This is a genomic window from Altibacter sp. HG106, from assembly GCF_028561755.1.
Lineage (GTDB): Bacteria > Bacteroidota > Bacteroidia > Flavobacteriales > Flavobacteriaceae > DFVG01.
This window is the reverse complement of record NZ_JAQQTD010000002.1, coordinates 460044-480524: the sequence shown is the minus strand read 5'-3', so window position 1 is coordinate 480524 and position 20481 is coordinate 460044. Positions and strand designations below refer to the sequence as shown.

General features: G+C 40.7%; 25 protein-coding genes. 2 read left to right on the top strand and 23 right to left on the bottom strand.

The features are described from left to right. Positions 1-22: 22 nt before the first annotated feature. Together PO830_RS04955 and PO830_RS04950 are read right to left on the bottom strand one after the other, a co-directional pair. Positions 23-2182, bottom strand: a complete 2160-nt coding sequence (locus PO830_RS04955) for a hypothetical protein (protein WP_272852423.1) — start codon at positions 2180-2182, stop codon at positions 23-25. A 27-nt stretch (positions 2183-2209) separates the two neighbouring features. After that, positions 2210-3085, bottom strand: a complete 876-nt coding sequence (locus tag PO830_RS04950) for a S49 family peptidase (RefSeq protein ID WP_272852422.1) — start codon at positions 3083-3085, stop codon at positions 2210-2212. Between the two features lie 211 nt (positions 3086-3296). On the opposite strand from PO830_RS04950, the gene PO830_RS04945 reads away from it, so the two are divergent. After that, positions 3297-3503, top strand: coding sequence for a hypothetical protein (locus PO830_RS04945; protein ID WP_272852421.1), 207 nt, complete (start codon positions 3297-3299; stop codon positions 3501-3503). A 40-nt stretch (positions 3504-3543) separates the two neighbouring features. On the opposite strand, the gene PO830_RS04940 is transcribed toward PO830_RS04945, so the two are convergent. From PO830_RS04940 to PO830_RS04845, 20 genes are all read right to left on the bottom strand, one after another. Beyond that, entirely contained in the window at positions 3544-4113 is a 570-nt protein-coding gene (locus PO830_RS04940; protein ID WP_272852420.1) for a hypothetical protein, read from the bottom strand. A gap of 1 nt (position 4114) precedes the next feature. Beyond that, positions 4115-4765 (bottom strand): peptidoglycan-binding protein, encoded by a 651-nt coding sequence (locus PO830_RS04935; protein WP_272852419.1) that lies wholly within the window; start codon positions 4763-4765, stop codon positions 4115-4117. Beyond that, positions 4758-5063, bottom strand: a complete 306-nt coding sequence (locus tag PO830_RS04930) for a hypothetical protein (RefSeq protein WP_272852418.1) — start codon at positions 5061-5063, stop codon at positions 4758-4760. The genes PO830_RS04935 and PO830_RS04930 overlap by 8 nt, the downstream gene beginning before the upstream one ends. Then, a complete protein-coding gene (locus tag PO830_RS04925; RefSeq protein WP_272852417.1) occupies positions 5053-5652 on the bottom strand; it encodes a PAS domain-containing protein in 600 nt (199 codons plus the stop codon). The genes PO830_RS04930 and PO830_RS04925 overlap by 11 nt, the downstream gene beginning before the upstream one ends. Before the next feature lie 107 nt (positions 5653-5759). Further along, positions 5760-6320, bottom strand: coding sequence for a hypothetical protein (locus PO830_RS04920; protein WP_272852416.1), 561 nt, complete (start codon positions 6318-6320; stop codon positions 5760-5762). Beyond that, a complete protein-coding gene (locus PO830_RS04915; protein ID WP_272852415.1) occupies positions 6320-6799 on the bottom strand; it encodes a hypothetical protein in 480 nt (159 codons plus the stop codon). The genes PO830_RS04920 and PO830_RS04915 overlap by 1 nt, the downstream gene beginning before the upstream one ends. After that, complete coding sequence (locus PO830_RS04910; protein ID WP_272852414.1) at positions 6796-7782, bottom strand: hypothetical protein; 987 nt, start codon at positions 7780-7782, stop codon at positions 6796-6798. The genes PO830_RS04915 and PO830_RS04910 overlap by 4 nt, the downstream gene beginning before the upstream one ends. A gap of 2 nt (positions 7783-7784) precedes the next feature. Continuing rightward, positions 7785-8282: a hypothetical protein gene (locus PO830_RS04905; RefSeq protein ID WP_272852413.1), complete on the bottom strand. Its 498-nt coding sequence runs from the start codon at positions 8280-8282 to the stop codon at positions 7785-7787. Between the two features lie 335 nt (positions 8283-8617). Then, positions 8618-8953, bottom strand: coding sequence for a hypothetical protein (locus tag PO830_RS04900; protein WP_272852412.1), 336 nt, complete (start codon positions 8951-8953; stop codon positions 8618-8620). 174 nt (positions 8954-9127) lie between these two features. Beyond that, entirely contained in the window at positions 9128-9361 is a 234-nt protein-coding gene (locus PO830_RS04895; RefSeq protein ID WP_272852411.1) for a hypothetical protein, read from the bottom strand. Positions 9362-9444: 83 nt separating this feature from the next. Next, positions 9445-9753, bottom strand: coding sequence for an ASCH domain-containing protein (locus PO830_RS04890; protein ID WP_272852410.1), 309 nt, complete (start codon positions 9751-9753; stop codon positions 9445-9447). 281 nt (positions 9754-10034) lie between these two features. Next, entirely contained in the window at positions 10035-10214 is a 180-nt protein-coding gene (locus tag PO830_RS04885; protein WP_272852409.1) for a hypothetical protein, read from the bottom strand. Positions 10215-10396: 182 nt separating this feature from the next. Further along, positions 10397-11029, bottom strand: a complete 633-nt coding sequence (locus tag PO830_RS04880; RefSeq protein ID WP_272852408.1) for a hypothetical protein — start codon at positions 11027-11029, stop codon at positions 10397-10399. A gap of 300 nt (positions 11030-11329) precedes the next feature. Further along, positions 11330-11623 carry a hypothetical protein gene (locus PO830_RS04875; protein ID WP_272852407.1) on the bottom strand — a complete coding sequence of 98 codons (294 nt, stop codon included), beginning with the start codon at positions 11621-11623 and terminating at the stop codon, positions 11330-11332. Positions 11624-11846: 223 nt separating this feature from the next. Continuing rightward, positions 11847-15047: a DNA primase gene (gene dnaG / locus PO830_RS04870; protein WP_272852406.1), complete on the bottom strand. Its 3201-nt coding sequence runs from the start codon at positions 15045-15047 to the stop codon at positions 11847-11849. A gap of 9 nt (positions 15048-15056) precedes the next feature. After that, positions 15057-15410 carry a hypothetical protein gene (locus tag PO830_RS04865; RefSeq protein ID WP_272852405.1) on the bottom strand — a complete coding sequence of 118 codons (354 nt, stop codon included), beginning with the start codon at positions 15408-15410 and terminating at the stop codon, positions 15057-15059. A 331-nt stretch (positions 15411-15741) separates the two neighbouring features. Next, positions 15742-16110, bottom strand: a complete 369-nt coding sequence (locus PO830_RS04860; protein ID WP_272852404.1) for a hypothetical protein — start codon at positions 16108-16110, stop codon at positions 15742-15744. A 93-nt stretch (positions 16111-16203) separates the two neighbouring features. Further along, a complete protein-coding gene (locus PO830_RS04855; protein WP_272852403.1) occupies positions 16204-16431 on the bottom strand; it encodes a hypothetical protein in 228 nt (75 codons plus the stop codon). Between the two features lie 133 nt (positions 16432-16564). Beyond that, positions 16565-17140 (bottom strand): hypothetical protein, encoded by a 576-nt coding sequence (locus PO830_RS04850; protein ID WP_272852402.1) that lies wholly within the window; start codon positions 17138-17140, stop codon positions 16565-16567. 10 nt (positions 17141-17150) lie between these two features. After that, on the bottom strand, positions 17151-17492 hold the full coding sequence (locus PO830_RS04845) for a hypothetical protein (RefSeq protein WP_272852401.1): 342 nt from the start codon (positions 17490-17492) through the stop codon (positions 17151-17153). A gap of 109 nt (positions 17493-17601) precedes the next feature. Here PO830_RS04845 and PO830_RS04840 point away from each other — a divergent pair, with 109 nt between their 5' ends. Then, positions 17602-17901: a helix-turn-helix domain-containing protein gene (locus PO830_RS04840; protein WP_272852400.1), complete on the top strand. Its 300-nt coding sequence runs from the start codon at positions 17602-17604 to the stop codon at positions 17899-17901. 529 nt (positions 17902-18430) lie between these two features. On the opposite strand, the gene ftsZ is transcribed toward PO830_RS04840, so the two are convergent. Then, positions 18431-20449: a cell division protein FtsZ gene (gene ftsZ, locus PO830_RS04835; protein WP_272852399.1), complete on the bottom strand. Its 2019-nt coding sequence runs from the start codon at positions 20447-20449 to the stop codon at positions 18431-18433. Positions 20450-20481: the final 32 nt, after the last annotated feature.

The following is a 20481-nucleotide window of genomic DNA, read 5'->3' as shown; positions in this document are numbered from 1 at the left end:
TTTTAAGATTAAACATTACGGCTTACGCTATTGAGCGGTCCGTTTCTTCCCAAACACCATCAACTAGTGTCAACTTCAGATAGTCACCATCTGCTATTGCAGCAGCAGCAGAAACGTTAACATTGCCGGCGATATCATCAACCGTCAAAGTTCCGCCTTCGCCACCATTGATAGTGATCGCTTGTCCTTCAATACCTCCGGTAATTCCAGTAAAGTTTGCATTACCTCCAGTATAGTTGAATGTGTAACCTTCATCTGCATCAATAGCAGTTCCATTGAATTCCACATCTTCTTCACCTGGATCTTGATCCGGCTCAGTAGTTCGCTTCAGCTCAGTGTATGTATTATCTCCGTTGCAAAGCAATGTGATAACACCGCCAGTATTTAGATTAAAGTCCGCATCACCGGTAAGAGAAATATTTCCATCGTCTACTACTTTGGCCGCACCTTGAATACTAGCGTTACCTTTAATTCTCACAATCTGCCCAGCGTATCCGTTTGATAGCGTCTCAATGTTAGAGGTCCAATCGTCGGTAATGGTAATATTGCTATATGGAAGCTTGATCTCTCCAGTTCCATCGTCGTACAAGCGTACAAAGAAGTCTTTTTTGAACATTGGCATACCGTTGGTCCATACCGTCTGAACTTTGAACGAGTTCGGATCCCCTTCTTTTACCTTCATTCCAATATGGAAGATTCGTGGTCCCCACTTATAATCACTGAAAATAAACACATCGCGCTTAAGGGTTTCCATTCGATACATTCCTCGCTCACCAGGAACATTTTCCATCAGACCAATGTTATTATCATAAGTGATAAACATAAAGTCAGATCCAGCTAAATCCACCAATGGACAAATCTTGATATTTGGATAGTTCTCAATTTCAAGAAGCTCCTCGTTTTTGAAGGTTGTATTTTCACCGTACTCGATTCGCTTGCGCGTCATACGAGCTCGCACCCAATCAGGACTCATATACAAAATTAATCCCGGAGCGTTTCTTTCTTCTTCTGGGATGTTCTTCTCAATAAGCTGAACCTCATGATCCAAAATATTTTGCTTTGTAGGCGCTTCAATTTGCGCTACCCGATATTTCTTGTCGTAGTAGAGTGCTCTCCACAGCTTAATCAAAATACCATCTCCTCGATGAATGGCCAGCCCAGGAATATTTGTGTTGTCTGGAGTAGCCACGTGCACACCCTTAATCGAGACGACACGATCTTCCTGCCCTCGTCGCTTGTCAAGCTCCATGTTTAAATACTCTACAAAACTCCATTTGTAAGCTTGAGATCCTTCTTTGTTGTAATCTGCGAGCCACGAAGTAAGCCATTTTTGCAATTCGTATCCCGCATGCTCAATATCCACTTGAGCTGGATATACTTGAGCTTCTTCTGGTTGAATAAGCTGCTGATTTTTGGGCAACCAACCTTTCTTTCTTGCCTGAGTAATTTCTGCAGTTACAATATTACCATCAGCTACTCGGTCATCAACGTTACTACGAAGCGTCCAAAAACTTGGTAGCTTAAGCGTATCACGGAAAAGCGAAGTAAGCTTTGAATTCGTCTGGCGGTTATACAAGTCCAGGTCATTGGCTAATTTCTGAACCTCTAAACTGCCTGCCTCAAATTTTGGCATCGAAACTCCTTGAACCCCCGCAGCAATCTGGTTCCATGCGCGACCTTCTAATTCATCATACACCTTATTACTACCGTAAAGGTGCGTATCTGAGTGTTTCATATCCGTTTTTCCATTTTCAAGTTGCGCCTGCGGAGTATCTTCTTCCGAAGACTTGATTAATTTTTGAAGCTTCTCATCTACAGAAGTGGAATACTTCTCAAGCATTGCTTTAATTTGAGCCGACACATCCTTATTGTCTTCTTGCCCTTCAGCAGCTTCTTCAACATCTTCTTCAGCCAATCCATGCTCCTTGAGCATTTTTTGGATTTCGTCCCTGGCATCAATAAGACGCTGGTCATTTTCAATGGCGCCTTCTTTCATTTCCGCCAATTCTTTGTTCACGGCATCAAGTGCTTTGTCAAGATCGATCGTGCCCCCAAAAGCAGTTCGCAGCTCTTCAAGCTGGTCTTCTGAGAAGTTGACCTTACCTTCCTCAATCGGCAACTCCTTAATTTTTAGAGCCACCATCATCAAAGCAACCGTTCTTTTCAGTTTTGTAAATTTCATTGTTTACGGTTTAGATTAATAATTGATTCAACTTAACTCTGCCAAGGCCAATCCCATTGACATCGCTTCTTCCATATTACCGATACTATCGATCATATTAATTCGTACTGCGTCTTCAGCACTAAATGTTCTACCGGTAAGCACTCCCTCCTCTTCAATTAAATTAGGATGAGCTGCTTTTACGGCCCCTTGAAACTTTTGTGCCATCGGCGCCAGGCGCATTTTGCGCAATAATGCTTTACCTTTTTCCGGATCCTCCTTGTAGAGTCTCCAGACTTCGTTTTTATGTTTGCTCTCCTCTGGATATACCTCTTCCATCACGATCTTCAGATCTTCATAGTATTTCCCTAAATACATCCAAGAGCTCATCACCCCGATACTTCCAAATCGCGATACAATATCATTGTCCGCCATTTGATGGTCCGCAATTGCATCGGGGATCCATCGGTGCAAACTAAGGCTCTGGTCCATTAAGGCCACAATAGGTTTTTTCTTTCTACGTGCGAAATCAATAAAGGGAGGGATCGCGGAAACCGCACCACCAGGACCATCAATAACAGCAATAATGCAGGCAATGTTTTGAAGGTCATTGGCAAAATCTAGTTGTGCCACTACTTCATCTGCCCCCTGAAACCACCAGCTCCAGTATTTCATCATAGGACCAACCATTTTCACGACGGCCACAGATCCTTCCGGGATATCGGAAATTCTTTCCGGACGGATTTTCTTCAGATCATCCGAATAAAAATCTAATGCGGTTACACCTTCCTGTTTTTTTCGCGACTGCTGGGCGCCGGAGGCTACCACCTTTTCCATGTAGTCCCGCAGCTGCAACCATGATGAGAAGTTCATTAACCACTCTTCATGCATAATTTCATGTAACACCTGTGAATTGGTAAGCATTGTTTTCAAGTTTCCACAAACTTGCTAAATGCCTTTCGTAATATCTGTGACAACGCCAATGATAGCCCGATTTCCTGCAACTTAATTCCGTAATTCTAACGCAGCTCTATTTTCGGATCACGATTTCGCCATGGTCATTCAGAGACACTTTAATCACACACACGTCTTTGGGTGAAGTGTATAATTAAAGTTTAACTCTAAATTCAAAATCATGACAACACGAAAATTCAACGCAGCAGTAGTAGTAAGAACTTACGAAGACAAAGAAGGAAATCAGAAAAAAGTCTACCATGAAATTGGCGCTGTCTTGGAAAACGAAGAAGGACACCTCGATCTTAATCTCGAAGTACTTCCGTTACCAAACCCTCAGGGCCAAGTGTGGATCAAATTATTTCCAGTAAAAGAAAAAGAGGAGTAATACCAAACTCCTCTTTCTCCAGGTGGCCGCCTTCGGGCGGCTACATTGTTGTGGGCGGGATCCTTCCCTTGATCCTACGCCAAACAAACCAAATGATCACAATGAACACAACAATGAATATCAGCCATGGACTTGTACGAACCGCCCAGCTCCACGTACTTCTATTATTTTCATCAATATTTTCAGATTCTTCAGTAGACTCCTTTTTCGCAAGATCAACTTTTTCTTGAGTTTCAATATTCTGAGAAAAAGTGTCTTGTTTTACTTCGTTCCTTTCAGAAACATCAACCTTCAAATTCTTCACTCCGCGCCCGGTCCATACCGTTTTATTTCCGACAATCTCTCGAGTAACTTCTACAGTGTCCGCATCTTCTTCGGCTTCAACAATTACAGATTCATTTGCATCTGTAATTAGTTGCGTAGATTTCCCCTGAAGAAGATCCTTCGATTTTTTTTCTTCAGATGAGATCTCACTTACCTCAGTCACTTTCTCCCGATCAATTTCTCTTGATTCGCGCTGAGAAATTTTCTTTTTTGCTCCGCAACTCGAGCACATGATCACTGCCGCAATCAATGCGAAATACAGTAATATTCGAAATAGTTTTTTCATATTAAGCCGTTATTAATGCATGATACATTCTTGTTAAATTATATCTATGAGAAAGGCCGTTGTACCCACCATTGATAAGCTTTGTCACCCTCTTTACATTGGGTAGAGATATTTGCCCACAATGTCGCCAAACATCATTGCGTTCAAAAAACCATAGCGCAGTTCTCCAGTAGTACTTAGTAGCAAGTAAGTTCGGATCTGTATCAGCCGGTAAATTTTCCCATTTAAAAAACAGCTCGTAATTGCTTCGCCCGGTGATCATAATTGCTCCCCTGCCTCTAAATTTCCAACCGTCGCCGGGATGAACATTTCCTAACTTGTAGCCTCTCCCACGATTCTCATCAGCATAAACCGTATTGGCTATATCTTCTTGTTTGGCCGATTGCCCTGGAGCTCTTCCGTGCAGTCTTGCCAAGTCTGGGTTCCTTCTATAAAACAAAAACGTTTTCATCAAACCAGATACAGAATAATTCAAACTCTCTTCGTTTCTAGTGAAACTAGCGGTTTCATGAGCTAACTGCCCCAAAAAATGAGCTAGTGCAATATTCTGCCCGATATTGAATACCTCTTTCATTTTACCTAATGTTGCCGGACCGATAATCCCGTCAGCAACCAACCTGTTGTTATGCTGAAATGCAATAATCCTATTCATAGTTCTCATTGGTTTTCTGTCCACAGTTGGGGCATTCGTCGTGATTCATGTTCGATTCAAAATAGTCCCCTCCTATATCCTTTTTCTTGTTGTAGTTGAAGAAATAATGCGCTAGGGCCGCCAATAATCCATAAAACAGGCCTGCTAAGAAAATAACCAGGTCCCTGTTCTTATCAGGGATTTCATGAAAGGTTAACAACAATAAGTAAGCGCCACAAAACACGATAACAATTACCGCTATCACATTAGCCGCCTTCATTTTTTCCCAACTTGCTTTTTTATCTTTACTACTCTCCATCATCGGTTTTTAAATAGTTACTGAAATAATCAATATCCATGTATCCAGCAACTCCAAGAGTGTGGCCGTTTACGATCCATGGATATTTAGTTACCTCTACGTTCTCTCTAGTGCCATCTGGCATGATTACCGTTTCCATAAAGGTTACCGGCTTTCCAATTTTAAGAACATAGCGGTCATGTTTTCTAAAATTGTCAGCTATATCTTTTGAAAATATGGCGTAATCATCATTCCCTATATAATCGCTCCTGGTATAATTAAGTGGACGAAGAAATAGATCTTCATAGGCTTTGTTTAGCCGGAGCATAATTCCATCAGTACTCTTAAGCCACTTAGGATTGGGGTACGTATCATCTGCTAGGGAAAGCAGAATCATGTTACTTTTTAATCGATCGTACTCACTTTCCTGATTACGGAGCTTCGCCTGCAGCAACGTGTTTTTTGACTTCAGATCCCCGATCTGAGTTTCGAGAGCTGCATTACTTGAATTTGTGTAAATAGCACTGATCGCCACCGGTATGGCAATCATCAACACTCTTATAATGTTTCTTTTTGATAAGTTCTCCAACCAGAAAAAAAGCCGAATCAATGGGCTTTTAAACTTCATGAAGAATCGCGCAACACTCATAAATCACAGAATACAATGGATTCGACATGGCGCCAAAGTATGAAACAGACTACACTATAAGTGTGACGTCAACGGCTAATTAATCCGCTGCCAACAGGGTTCTGAGTAACCCTAGCATTAAAGTATCCCGAGTTTAGTTTTCTGTAGTAATCTCTCCGGATCCTAAGTACGTTGTAATTGTACTCCTCGAGATCATATCGTTCACAAAATTTTACAATTCCGATATCGATACCTTCAGAACCTTTTTTTTCGTGCCATCCATTAATGTAGTTCATTAAACATGCCTCGAAGAGAAGCTCTAAATTTGCATTTATCAATTCAGATCCCTCGTCAGGCATAAAAACAAATTGACTTCTTCCATCTACTCGAGAATAAATATTCTCAAACTCAAGACGATAATTTGGAGCTTCAGCCACCGATAAAAAAATTTGCTGTTGTTTGTCACAGGTCGGTTTTTTTTGTGATGGCTTTAACAATAGGCTAACCATTCTGCCTATTACACTGTGATTTGTTACGTAGGCCGCAACGACTTTTCTACCTACATAAACAGCATCGATCTTATCAAATTCACGAAAAAGAAAAGGAACCAAATGACTTTTAATATGGATCGGTACCAGCTGTCTTGCCATTAACTGTTGTTTTTATAGATTTCATGGAAACGTTCTGCGGCCAATAGAGCAAGATCATTTGCCTCCTCTAAAGAAATATCTAACCAGGTGCCCCCGGAATCTAACCAATTAACTGTCGTCGCGCCTGAAGCGCTCCTTTCATTCTTATAAGAAATGAACTTCATTAGATTAGCTTCCGTAAAATGAAAATTTCGATTTCCTGCAACTGCCATTACTCCATTCTCTAACAAATTGTTCTTAGTAGCGCTGTTCTGATTCGATCTTCTTCTTTCAATTTCCTCACTAGTTGCCGATTCAACCCATCTCCCTTCTTCCCATCGAGGCGAGATCAATTGAGGGCTTGGCTTTTCGCTGATCAATTCCCAATCTTCCATTTCCTGACCATCACGCGGCACATACTTCCGCTGCTTTTTTTTCTCCAGCTGCTCTTGAGTGTATACACCAGCGAGCTTCCCCTCTAATATTCTGTAATAAATCATTCCGAAACTTTTTCAAAGGTCATACCCATTGTTATTGTTCTGTCGAGATTGAAAGACGCTGCTGCTTTAAAAAAAATATACACCGATTCTCCAGTCTCAATAACGTCTTGATCAATATCGGCTTCCCCTATGTTTAATGATCGAACCCTTTGGTTTGATCCCACAAAACTTTCTTCCATCAAAACGGTACCATTTGTTGCATCATCAGAATAAAAAGGAGACTCACTTTTTTTATTTTTCATCACTGCAATTGACGTTGTTGACCCATATGAGTAATGATTAATGAAATTAACATGTTTCAATTTACATGGAAATGGAGCTATAAATTCACCACTGATATCATTGTTTGACAAAAGAGCTGTCAAGTCAGAACCATAATTTTGAGAGTATTCCAAAGTATCAAAACCTGAGGACGAGACACCTTTACCAAACCAAATATTCGCATTCCCTGCTGAGTTAAAAAAAGCTCTGAAATTAAAGTTAAGAACCTGACCTCCGGATCCTCCGGAACCCGGATTTGCAATTTCAATCCCAATACCACCACCTTGGATCTGATTAATTCTAAAGTGGTTCGAGTCGAAACGGAAAAACAAGGAAGCCACTCCAACAAAAGGGAATCCCTGTACCTTCATTTGAGTTGCTCCTTGAGGTTCTGTGCTCTCTTCCTTTTGCCAGGCTTCCGTAACCTTATTCCATCGATACTCTGAAATAGTCGTCACACCTTCTACTTCCTCCAGGACAAATGCAAACTGATCAGGCTCACCAACTGGATGTGCTGCTATAAAAAGTGCGTAGGTGTCAAAGGTTCCTAGAAAATTTTGCTCATTAGCACCCGAATTATAAATGAAATTCAAAGCCGCAATGACCTTATTGAATTCCTCTGCAGTAATTTTCAATTCCTCCGGAACATTCAAAAGCAGCTGGAGCTTTTCCCAAGTATCATTCTTTACTGCTATGTTTAATGGAAATGGATTCTCTGCCATGGCTAAATTGTGAAAAAGTTTATTGGGAGATCTTCCGGAAACAAATGATCAAAGCTGCCGTTCGTTTGACCCATTGGGAACATACTCTCGCAGCTGTAGGAAACTGAAGTCATATTTTCATCAGACTCCGTCTTAAATTCAGGAAATTTATTTTGCAAGTAATCATTTCGTCCAAAATGCAACTGAACGCCTCCGGATAATTTAATGTAGATGGCCTTCGCCTTTCGGTACTCTTCAATTCTATTCGCGCTGAATAGATCCCCATTTGGGAACATTATTCTCAAGGAATGCTCATAAAGCATCCCGGCGCGCGTTTGCTTTCCTGCCTGGCCAATACGCACCGTTTTATTACCGAAGTAAACCGGCTTTGCATTATTACTAGCAATATGTGTATTAAAAAACGGCTGGAGAGATCCAACCGGTGCCGGTACCGGAACCGAAGATGCATCAATCTCGATCCCACAAATAACATTATGTACTCTACTTTTGGTAAGGTCCACTTTAATCAGGTTTGATCAAAGATAGAAAAAATAACCCTATATGATAATTACATTGTCTTTGAAGTCAATTTTATTATCTGAATCACCCGCACGAAACCATCACTAATGATGCTGTAGATCATTATCTCAAGTATTCGATTGTCTCTTTGGCACTAATAAAATTTTCATTAAAAAGTTCGTTTATCCTATATGTTAACTGGCATAACCTCATCACTACCTCAACTCACTACGTTCGTTTCGTGCGTTCTTCGCATACGAGAAACCAAACTACGTTTGACCTATTTCTCTAATGCCAGTTAACTCTCGCGGCTAACAAAAAGAAAGACCCAGCAAGCCTACGGCTTGACTTTGATTTTCCCACAGTCCAATAGTACAGCATCCTGAATACTGTCAGGTGTAAATTGTGGGTTGTCTACATGAAACCACGCACACTTAGCGGCAATTCTTGCGAGATGATTATTGTGGTATATCTCATAAACATTGCCGTTTTCTAAACAAATGCCGTGCAACTTGTCTTTCGATATTCGAACTTTCATAAACCCCTGAACCTTGTTCCATATCTTTTCAGGATCTATTTTGGATGGATCACCCTTGTAGGGGTAATCTTTGTGCTTTTCTTCAAAAGCCGTTAATTCTTGCGCTGTTTTTGGAAACTTCAGTGTTTTACTCATAATCTTACTTTTACGTTTGGTTCTCGTCTGACGTTACGCCAGTTAACAATGGCTATGAGCCATTGGGGTCTTTCTTTTTGTCCGTTCCCTTTCGTAGCTACTCTCACATTCGAGTAAACTCGATGTGATCGCTACACGGAAACGGCACATAGCCGCGAGAGTTGTAGATAATAGCTACATACTAAAACTTACCTTTTGCAAATCTTCGCTATCTCTTTTAAGGGCATCGTATTCTTGCTTACTTATTGTCACGCTACTATCAACAACACCGTATAAAAATAATTGCTTTTTCAGTTCTTCTCTTTCAAGTTGTAGTTTTTTAATTAGTTTTCTATTTTCCGTGTCCTGTTTTTGTAAAGCTCTGTAATGGCTTTTTTCGTTTAATTCTTTCCAATCTTCTTGTTTCATTATTTAGTTATTTAAGTTAATATTTCACGCAACTATTCTTATACGTGGCACGTTCGGGCTAATCGCCCTCCGAACCTCAACACTCAATCTAAAATTTTACCCAACGACAGTACATAATATGTTTTGCCTTTTTCAGCACCCCATTCAGGATTACCAGTACCATATTCTATACCTTTCAGTTCAATATCGAAAGTTGGTGCATCTTTAGCATATCCGTTACGAAATCGAATACAGTCGAAATCCTTGAATCTTATAACAAATGGCGCTGTTCTAGGTTTTTCAAGTCTATTTTGCCAATAGTCTTTTACTTCTCTGTATTCTTCTTTCTTCACGCCTGACTTAATCAGGTCAAACCATTTCTTTTTTAATGTGAGGTTTAGAATATTACTCATAGTTTAAAATTTTAGATTATCGTGTTGTTAACGGTTCTACGGTACAGGGCAGGAAACTGCGTTTCCCCTCTGCCCTTCTATTAGCCCGAACGGTCACGGTGTAAAACTCCCCATTCAAAGGCCAGTGCATTTTATTTATATCGCCCTGCACTAAAGGCGACTGAGCCAGAACATGATATAAAGCTAATGGGGCGTTTTAAAAGCTACCCGTGTGGCATACGCCCCACTCGCTTTATACCGTGACCGTTGTGGGGAATGACCACAAGGGTCGCATTGCTACGCTATAATAAATCATTATTTAAGTCATTAATTACTTCACGTAAAATATTAGCAATGCCTTTGTGATAGGCTTGTAATTCCCTGTTATTGTCTTTACTACATTCATCGATTACTTGGTTAGAATATTTTACTAACTTCTCGTACATTTCGATAAGATTTTTAACTCTATGTTGTTCTGGCATAATGATTTATTAAGACTCCCGCAACGCTCATTCCCCACAACGGTCTGGGTATGCTACGCCTTCAGGGAAGGTTATTACTATTTATTTATTTCTCGCCTGCCTTGTGGTATCTGATAAATGAATACCTGTAGAAGTTCCTCCAGCTCCACAAAAAAGGTCTATTACAAATTCTCTCATCAATATTAAAATTTGATTCCTAATGATATGTAACCACTCAATGCATCTCTAAAAGAAGGCATTGCATCGGCTCCCCAAAAATGACGTATGTCGCTGCGATATCTCCAGTTCAGCTTACCCTCAATGAAAATAGGAGAACCAAAAAGCGCTTCAAACCGATTCCGAAGATTCACACCGTAGTTAATTGTTTTCTGATCATTGCTCCGGTACGTAGGAATATCTTCAAGCCCATTTCGAGAAACAACTTCAGCGTGTATACCACCTAGTAAGATCCAGGTTCTCGTTATAGGTACAGCTCGATTAAAATCCATTCCCCAGGAATAATATTGAATTTCATCGAAGATCTCTGCATATACTCCAATCTCCCAATTATCCCATCCGGCCATAACGCGAATTACCACATCCAGAGCTTCATCGTTTCTTCTTTCTCCGGTACCAAGAGTTGTACCTCCAACTAGAGCATTCTTAGGATCAAGCCCAATACTAAGCCCTAGATACTTTCTCTCTTTTCCAATATCATTTGTTGGGTTACTCTTTGGAATTCGTTCCAGAGCTTTCGGCTGTCCGTATAAGGCAACCACATTCAGTAATAGCACGATGACTACTACAATTTTCAAAAATGTTACATTTGTTTTCATAATTGCTTTTGTTAAGTGATTATTAGTTGAAGGGCGCGACATCTCTCCAGGACAAGCGCCTTTCTTTATTTAAATAAACTGCAGATCCTTTCATTTGCCATTCGGCCGGTTTCCAACATGACCCAATCAAACAATGAAAGCTTTGATACTCTTTTTAATTTTCTTGTTAAATCAAATACAGATTCAACATTTTCGCAGATAGAGAATAGTATTCTTATCGCTAAAATTTCTTCAGCTCTGTTTTTACAACCGATTAGTATTCTGCCTATATCAGTTGGATCATAGCTACTCGTACATAGACTAACTCTCTCCATCTTGCTTATTTTTTTCATCTTCTTGCCAATTCACCGCGACATAAATCATTTCGTTATCAAGCTGAAACTTTAGATAATATGTATCTGTCTCTGGTGATAGAAAATATGTTCGTTGATCAAACTCCCCAGTCTGTACCGATCGTTGCCAATACGGGTATCCTATCTTGAGATTCTCATCGTTGGTTTTCAAATCACTTGGTAATGCCTTACGTAACTTGACATTAGCGAAGAATGTTTCCTCCATCTCTGGATCTTTTCTAATTGTTGCTACCTCACTCATAAAAAAAATTTTTCTCGCGTTATACTTAAATCAATAGGTCAGATTCAACACATCTACACCTCTAATTTTCAATTATTTAACAATTTATTTGTGTTGAAACGGTTAGAAACTAAATACTAACTTCTAACACCTTCTTACACAATCAACACACTTTCAACATACTATAAAACCTGTAATTTTGTCATACTCAATTAATTAAAACATGTGTTGAAGTGTATGAAACTCAAAAGGGCAACCCGCCCTGCTTCTTATCATTTTTTTCTTTTTCAGGGGTTGCAGGGGACGACGAATCAAATAGTCCATTTTCATTTATTTGAAAATCTACAGCATGTTTGATCTCTTCCTGAACCGGTATTTCATTCAAGTTGACAACATAGGCACTCGTACTCTTACTATCTCTACCAGGAGAAAACCGGCACGCCGCGACCGTCTCTAACCAAGATGAATCCTTTTTCAAAGCATCCATCATAACCCCTTTAGCCGGTGCCGCGTCACGATATTGCACGTACCACTGCCTTGAAACTTTGTTGTAGCAATTCGTAAAATTGAAATACAGCCGATCTCCGTCCACTTTAAGATCGCGCCCGTGCTGAATCTGATCCGACAACGTTCCCCTCATAGAAGCCAGGAAACAATCCCACCATCTATTGATCGTGCTGGCAGAGCTCAATTTGTTCATCTGCATATCGATAGTCTTATCGAAATGTTCCATCATATCATTAAAACTGAACGGAAAGGTTATTTCCGGAGAATTCTGAAACATCTGATAGAATGTTCCTAGAACAGCTAAGTTTGAAATCATTCTGGCCATGGCATCAGGACGGCGCTGCTGCAGTGTGTTCTTAAACTCACGATATTTAAACTTGAAATTATTCTTTACTGCCTCCCGATACTTCAGAAATACATTAGTATAACCACTAATGCCTTTCTTCACCATATCGCTTAACTGTTCATATTCCTTCGTTTCCTGATCTGAAAACGTTGTCTTATCCATAAATTCCCATATGAATCTCGAAATAAGCGCTTCCTGATCTGGAGCATAGTTACCAGTCATTAATACTGCCGATAAAATTGGAATGCTTTCGGTTCCCACATGACTATCAATATTTCCCCGTTTATATCCTCTACGGTCCCACAATCCTTTTAGAACCCCATCCAACTTTGGATCTCCGTTCTTATATTCTGATAGCTGCGATATCATATTACAGAATTGAGCGAACTCTCTCACTTGTGCTTTTATCGTACTAACGCCTCCCTCTAAATTTATAGCGGTCTGTGGCTGGCCAAAAAAACTTTGACAGGCATCAGCCAACTGATCCTTTCCGGAAGATGCAGGACCAAACAAGAAAAGCATCGGGAAAAAATTAAGATCACTAACCACCACATCTTGAAAAATACTCGCAACTGAGAATAAGATCCCCATCATTCCATGCTGTCTGTGTACTTTTAAAACCTGTGCCGTAAAATTTTGGAAGTTCAATTTTGGTTCTATGGCCATCACCTTTTTTTGTGCTTCATATTTATAGGCATTCGTTCTATAAATTTGATTCGCTGAAGGCACGTAATAGGAAACTCCGTCCTTTTCAAAAACTCCATTGTCGTCCAGGACAATGTTTTCACCATTTGGAACACTTATCTTATTATTCCAAACCCAGAAACCTTCCGGCTGCCATCCTAAAACATCAATTTTTCTACCGGTACCCATTCCATCAAAGAGAAATGTTTTTAAAAGCTCGTGATCCGGCCGGCTTCCCTTCCATCTAAAATTACCATGAGCTGTAACAGCATTCTCAAATGCTTGCGGACTATTCATGTCTGAAGACTGCATATCGAATATTCTCTCCAGCCCATGAATATTTCGGATCCTCACAAGCTTCATTGGAAATTTTTCATCCTGCATATGCTGGATGATCTCAATCTGAAAGTTTGAGACAGAACGAAACGTAAATGGCGGACCATTCTTTTCCTGGATCCAAATTTGATTATTTGCTTGAAAAAGTTGGTACCTATCAATTACTGGCCGTAACTGCTCTAATGGTACCTTTACCTCCGTAGGTAATTCATAGTAGACACCATCCCAATCATTCAAGCTTCGCTCGACTTTTACATCAAGTTTTTCCTTTAGCTGTTTTTTCAGTTCGACTTTGCCTATTCCGCTTTCTTTCTGCAACCATAACATGTAAATGTTCCGCAGCGCTTCATCTGATATCTGAGCAATGATTTCAATTAATTCTGAAGAAGCTTGGTATATTTCTACTTCATCTTTGTTCTCAAATGAATTTTTCATTAGAAACTCAAATCCATCTTTTCTAAACGCCCTCATCTTAGAAATTCTGTATAACAGACCTTCCATACGATCCTTAATATCCCAATGACGCACAAAGTCATCCGGATCCAATTGCGGTTTTGTGAAAACCGTGAAAACACGAAATCCTTCTTTCAGGAAAAGTGGTATGTGCTTCAACATTGCCTTTTTCCCAGGCGCATCAGGATCAAAACAAAACACCACCTGATCACAAAGTTTCTTGAGCATCCGAATTTGATGAAGAGAAATAGCAGTTCCGGAAGAAGCTACTGTATTCAAAATACCGTAACGCTGCCAAGCAATTACATCATTATAGCCTTCAACTAGCCACGCCTCTCCTTCCTTAACAATCGATTGACGAGCTTTATCTAGACCGTACCAAAACTTGTCCTTCTTATAAAGATCACTATCAACAGAATTCATCCATTTAGCATACTTCTTTTCCTCAGACAACCTACGACCAGCAATTCCCACTGGAAGCAGTGATCCTCCTTTAAGCTCAACTAGCGGATAGATTAATCGATCTACCCACTTGTCGTGCATATCACCAACTAATCCTAACTTCTTTGCCTCATCTACTTTTCCCGCTTCCTTACAGAGATTGTACACAAAGCCATTACCAGGCGCATAACCAATCCGATAATCATCAATAACCTCTTGTGTGTACTCTCGTTTTTTAAACGCTTCAATCTTTGCCGGGTGATCTTCCGGAAGCTCTTGAAATGCTTCCTCATATTTTCTAATCACTGCCTCTAGGACAGGACGCAGCTCTTCTTTTTTCTCCTGAAGCTCAGCATACTTTTTAGCGTTATCGCTATCATCATATTCAATCTCAATAGCATATTTTTTCGCTAACGTTTCAATCGCTTCCGGAAACGAAATTCCTTTGTGCTGCATTAAAAATGACACAGCATCATTTCCGCCTTTACCAGAAGCAAAGTCCTTCCAAATGCTCTTAGCCGGCGAAACCATAAAACTTGGTGTTTTCTCCTCTACAAATGGACTTAATCCTTTAAATGTTGCTCCCGCTTTTTTCAGCGCGACATAATCGCCAATCACTTCTACGAGGTCCGCAGTATCAAAAACTTTATCAATCGTTATTTTCTTTATATACGGCATTAAAAATCTCTAATTCGAATTCATAATTGCGTTTTCCATCTTATCAATGGGCCCTTGTAGCAAGGCTATCAAATGGCTCGATTCAGCTCCGCTGAATAATCCACACTCTTGAAATTCCTTTTGCTTTATTCTTAAAAAATTTATGCGTTTCTCTAGATCACACTCCAGGTCATCCGGTCTCAATATTATTTCGCAAGTTGATCCAGGATAAAAAACAATTTCCGCATCCAGAGTAGGAATGAAACAATTGACAGAGGTGACAATACCTTCATGTAGTTTGCCATTTAATTCTGTTCCCTTTCTTATGATTGTACCATCAGTACCCCAAATATTCTCACTTGTTCTTATTACAACATTTTTCATTTCAAAATTTCTTAATGCATTCTGCTTCCGGAAATTCTTTCTCTACTTCTTCAAAACAGAATGCGCGTGTTAATTTTTTTATCGGCCGACATGGGTGATCACCGCGCAGCCGAACCTCAAACAAATATTTCTTACCGGTGCCAAATAGATTCATTTCTATGCATCCTGTAGATATTGAAGAACCATAACAGCAATAAACCATATCGCAAATACTAAACGCACATCAGCATTCCACTCCGATGGTTTCCACTGATTTAAAACAAAGGCTACCAGTAGATAAGAGGATCCCACTGCAATCATGCCGCGTATAAATCCATGAATAATTCGCGCTTTATACATGATTACAACTCAATTTTTCAATCTGGACTTTGTTAAACTCCCATTGACGAGCCTCTAGCCTGATCAACCCTGTGATTCGCAAACCACAGCTCCCATCTAGCAGCTTACACATACCTCCATATAAAACCATACGCTCGGTAATGTCATCAAGATCAGTCTCCTCTTGTTGTTCCGTTGCGATCATAATACATTCCATGCCTAAATGCCTTAGACACTTTTCCAAGAGATTATCATCTGGACCATACTCCCAATTGTATTGCTCCATAACCTCTTCCGCATGTTTGCTGCTAAATTCTTTTGGATTCACCTCAAAAACAGCCATGGCCTCGTGGAATTTTATTTCGTATATATCAGTATTCATAATTCTCAATTTTGGTTTAAATATGGCGGGCGGTGATTATTAACTATTCCTTTCAAATTTATTTATGAAAAAAACCACCCGCCATTTCGGGTACTACCCTTTAAATGTTAGCTTAACGCCCTTTCCGGAGCGAGCCAAAGTGTATCTGTAGGGAAAAGGAGTGACCATTTCAGCCAATTTGTTTCCATCCAGAACTCCGTTAATTACTCCTTTGATCGATTCTGCTCTTCCCTCATCATCCTTCTTTTCGGCAATTGCTTTCACTCCAAACTTTTCTTGAAATGCATCGGTGATCTTTGTAACATTTAATGCGCTGATCATATTTATAGATTTAGAATTAGTACTCATTTAAAAAACCGCTGCTGGTGAAGAAAGGTCTTCGGAATACGCAGCGGTTACCATCTAGTGCTATTTGAGAAATAGCGTTATCAGAACGTATCGCCTGGATCTCAACTCAGACAATGTTCAGGTCTCGTGCAATGTGCACGACTTCCTGCTTCGTTTGTATTCCGCCTAATGCTTCATACAGTTTCTTTTTGAGTAAATGAAATGACCCCATGGCCATATCCATTTTCTCTGCAATAACTTCGTTTGTATCTGTTCCTGAAAGATGCTGCATCAACACCACCATTTTCCCGGTAAGTCTTCTTCCGCCAAACACAGGAAGCTTACAGAGAATTCCTTCTCCCTTGCATTTACCCCTATTTGGGCAACTATGAAATTCTCCTTCCTGAAATTCGCCGTCCTTTATATCGGGTTTAAAATCTAGCCCTCCATAGCGACACCAAGCAAATTGCTCAATCCTGTTACTCGCATCCCAAGGGTGCATTTCCCGAAGCACATTCTGCGCTTCAATATCTAGTGAAATTTGCGATCGCAATTTTTCTATGACTGAAATAGGCGCTTGCGAAAATGGTTTTACTCGGCCTCTATCGATAATACTTAACCCACCATCAGGGCCTTTGAAGATTTCCGTACCTGTGCAGGTCATTCCTGCATAAGGTCTAAATGATTGACTATTACTTTCCATGTGTTATTAATTATGATTTCAAACTTTCAAGAGTATTTACAGCTGCAACCTGTACTCTATCTTTTTCAGCTACGTACTGAACAATCAAATTGAAAATTTTAAGATCGTTCAAGCGGCCATGTCTGACACTTCTCACTTGTGCTTCAGAAACCTCCAGCTTATTCTCTTTCGCAAGCGCTACGATCTCTGAGGAATAACCTCGAGAACAATACTTATCCATGAACTCCGTAGCTGTTTCAGCTTCTTTTTCACTTAGTTTATACCACTTTTTAAAGATGATAACCCGGTTATTATGCAGACGCATATCCGGATTCTCCTCTTTGTTTCTTACTTTTGTGTTGGTATGTGTCATTATGTGTAGTTGTGTGTACAAATATATTGACATAGATGACAATTTTCCAAATATAAATTGTCTTATACGTTAATTTATACTGGTTCTAAATATGGGAATAGGTAGCAAAATGAAACAAGTCCTCAAGGAAAAAGGACTAAAGCAAAAAGAATTCGCCGAGCAAAATGAGATCAGCACTATTCAGTTGAACAAGGTGCTCAACGACGTAAGGGATCCATCGTTTGATCTACTTATGAAATTCGTACATCACTTTCCGGACGTAGATCTTAACTGGTTATTTGACACAGATTCCTCCAGGTCACCTGAAGATCATCACAAAATTATCGCTACAAACAAGGCAGCGCTTCGCGAGATACTTAAAAGTCTAGATGATAATTCCCAAAAACTCAAACGCATATTGACACAATAATGCCACAACAATTCTAATCATATACTCAATATCAATATGTTAACTCTTCAGTTCGAATCCTCCCGCGGTCACGAATAAACAAAAAACCTGTATCGAAAAGTCAAGCTTGCTTGAACTTAGAGATGCGGGTTTTTTGTTTTCAACGCGGAGCGTTGTGAGGATGCGCAGCCATCCGTACGTAGAACGCGGAGCGTTGTGAGGATGCGCAGCCATCCGTATGTAAAACGCAAAGCGTTGTGAGGATGCGAAGCCATCAATATGTAGAACACGGAGCGTTGTGAGGATGCGAAGCCATCCGTATGTAAAACGCGGAGCGTTGTGAGGATGCGAAGCCATCCGTATGTAAAACGCGGAGCGTTGTGAGAATTCAAAACGTATTCAATGGTACCTAAAAGTCAAGCTTGCGAGAACCTAGCGATGCGGGATTTTTATATTCAATCCGCTTAGTTTCGCTTTATCAGGGGGTCTTAAAAAGGAAAGTCCGCTCTTCATAACAAAAAGCGGACTCGTCCAGTAGATGAATTAGCCATTAATCTACATTATCATGCAAGAATGAGTTATTGGATCGCAAATCTATATCATCATCATCCGTATTTACAGATGTTCGTGACATATTTGTCTCTTGATCACTATCTTCTAATTCGATGCCCATCCGTTTGTACGCCGGTTGTTTTTCGATATCATCGATCTTCGACGCACTGTTTCGAAACTTATAATTAAATTCTTTCATCTTGCGCTTTCGCTCTTCTGTTCGTTCTGCCAATAACTTTGAAATTGGCGTATTGAGCGGGTCGATAGGGGCATCATCGTCCACAGGAGCTTCTTCTTCCGCAGGTGCTACAACGCGTTTTTCAAAGACGATTTCCTCCTCCCCGTCCTTGTCTGTTTTCGGCTTTGCGGAAAGCAATTCCTGTTCCTTCTCCTCGTAATCGTCAAGGCTGTACCGCTTCATGCCTTCGTTACTGTACTCGTTTACGGGAACGATTTCTACCGCGTCACGAACTTCAATATCTTCTACACGATCGGTCAATACATCCTCTTGCGCTTCCTGTTCCTGAAGCGACTCTTTGCTATTCGAACTCGGATGCACGGGGAGGTCGAACATAAGCATCTGATCTTCTTCTACGGCCTTTGAATTAACTTCCGGCATTTCCGCCTCTTTCTTTGCTTCTTTCACTTTGGGCTGCACGATGGTGAAGGTATTCACATCGATCTCATTGATCATCAACTGTTCAAATTCTGCGATGTGATGGATATCGATCACTTCTGAACTTACTTCAATATTCTTGATAAAATCGGTGGTAGGAATATAACCTTCAAACGGAAGTTCTTTCTGCTGTGGTTTTTTCGCTTCGGAAGCAGGTATCGCGGTCGCTTCGGGTTCTTCAAACAGGGTATGCCGAATCACGGGTTCCTTCTTTGGTGCTGCTTCAGAAGTAGACTTCTTCGGAAGCTCGACCGGAGTCGCACCCGGCTTTACACTCAGCTGCTGCTCGGCGCGCTGTTCTTCCTCTAAAGTGTGAATGATCTTCTTCGACTCGGTATTGACAATATCGTCTTGCTGTTCAGCATTAAAACCGGTAGCAATTACCGTAATAGAAATGGTACCTTCCAGCGATTCGTCTTCTCCAACTCCCATGATGATATTGGCGCTGTGTCCGGCTTCATCCTGAATATGGTCACTGATCTCTCCAATTTCATCAATGGTAATTTCTTCGGTTCCCGAAACGATAAGCAACAATACGTTTTGAGCTCCTTTGATTTTATTATCATTGAGTAACGGCGAATCCAAGGCTTTGGTGATCGCTTCTTTGGCCCGACTAGCTCCGCTGGCACTAGAACTTCCCATAATGGCCGTACCGCTGTTAGCAAGTACTGTTTTGGCATCCCGAAGGTCAATGTTTTGAGTGTAGTGATGTGTGATTACTTCAGCGATACCACGAGCAGCCGTGGCTAACACCTCATCTGCCTTTGAAAATCCGGCTTTAAAACCGAGGTTTCCGTAGACCTCACGCAGTTTATTGTTATTAATAACGATAAGGGAATCAACATTCTGACGGAGCTTCTCCACGCCTATTTGGGCTTGTTCAGAACGCGTTTTTCCTTCAAACTGAAACGGAATGGTCACGATGCCCACCGTTAGTATGTCCAACTCCTTCGCCATACGGGCAATAATTGGAGCCGCACCGGTACCGGTACCGCCGCCCATGCCCGCGGTGATAAAGATCATTTTGGTATTGGTGGTCAACATGTTCTTGATCTCTTCCATACTCTCTACTGCTGCCTGTTCTCCGATGGAAGGGTTGGCACCTGCTCCAAGTCCCTCAGTGAGGGATACCCCTAGTTGAATTCGGATGGGGACCGAACTGTTCTCTAAGGCCTGTGCGTCTGTATTGCAAATCACGAAATCGACACCCTTAATCCCTTGATTAAACATGTGATTGATCGCATTGCTTCCCCCGCCGCCTACGCCAATAACTTTAATGACGTTGCTTTGGTTCTTCGGCATGTCGAACGAAATATTGTCAAATTCTGTGTTGCTGCTCATATATATTCTATTTGTGAGGTTCGTTGTTTCTT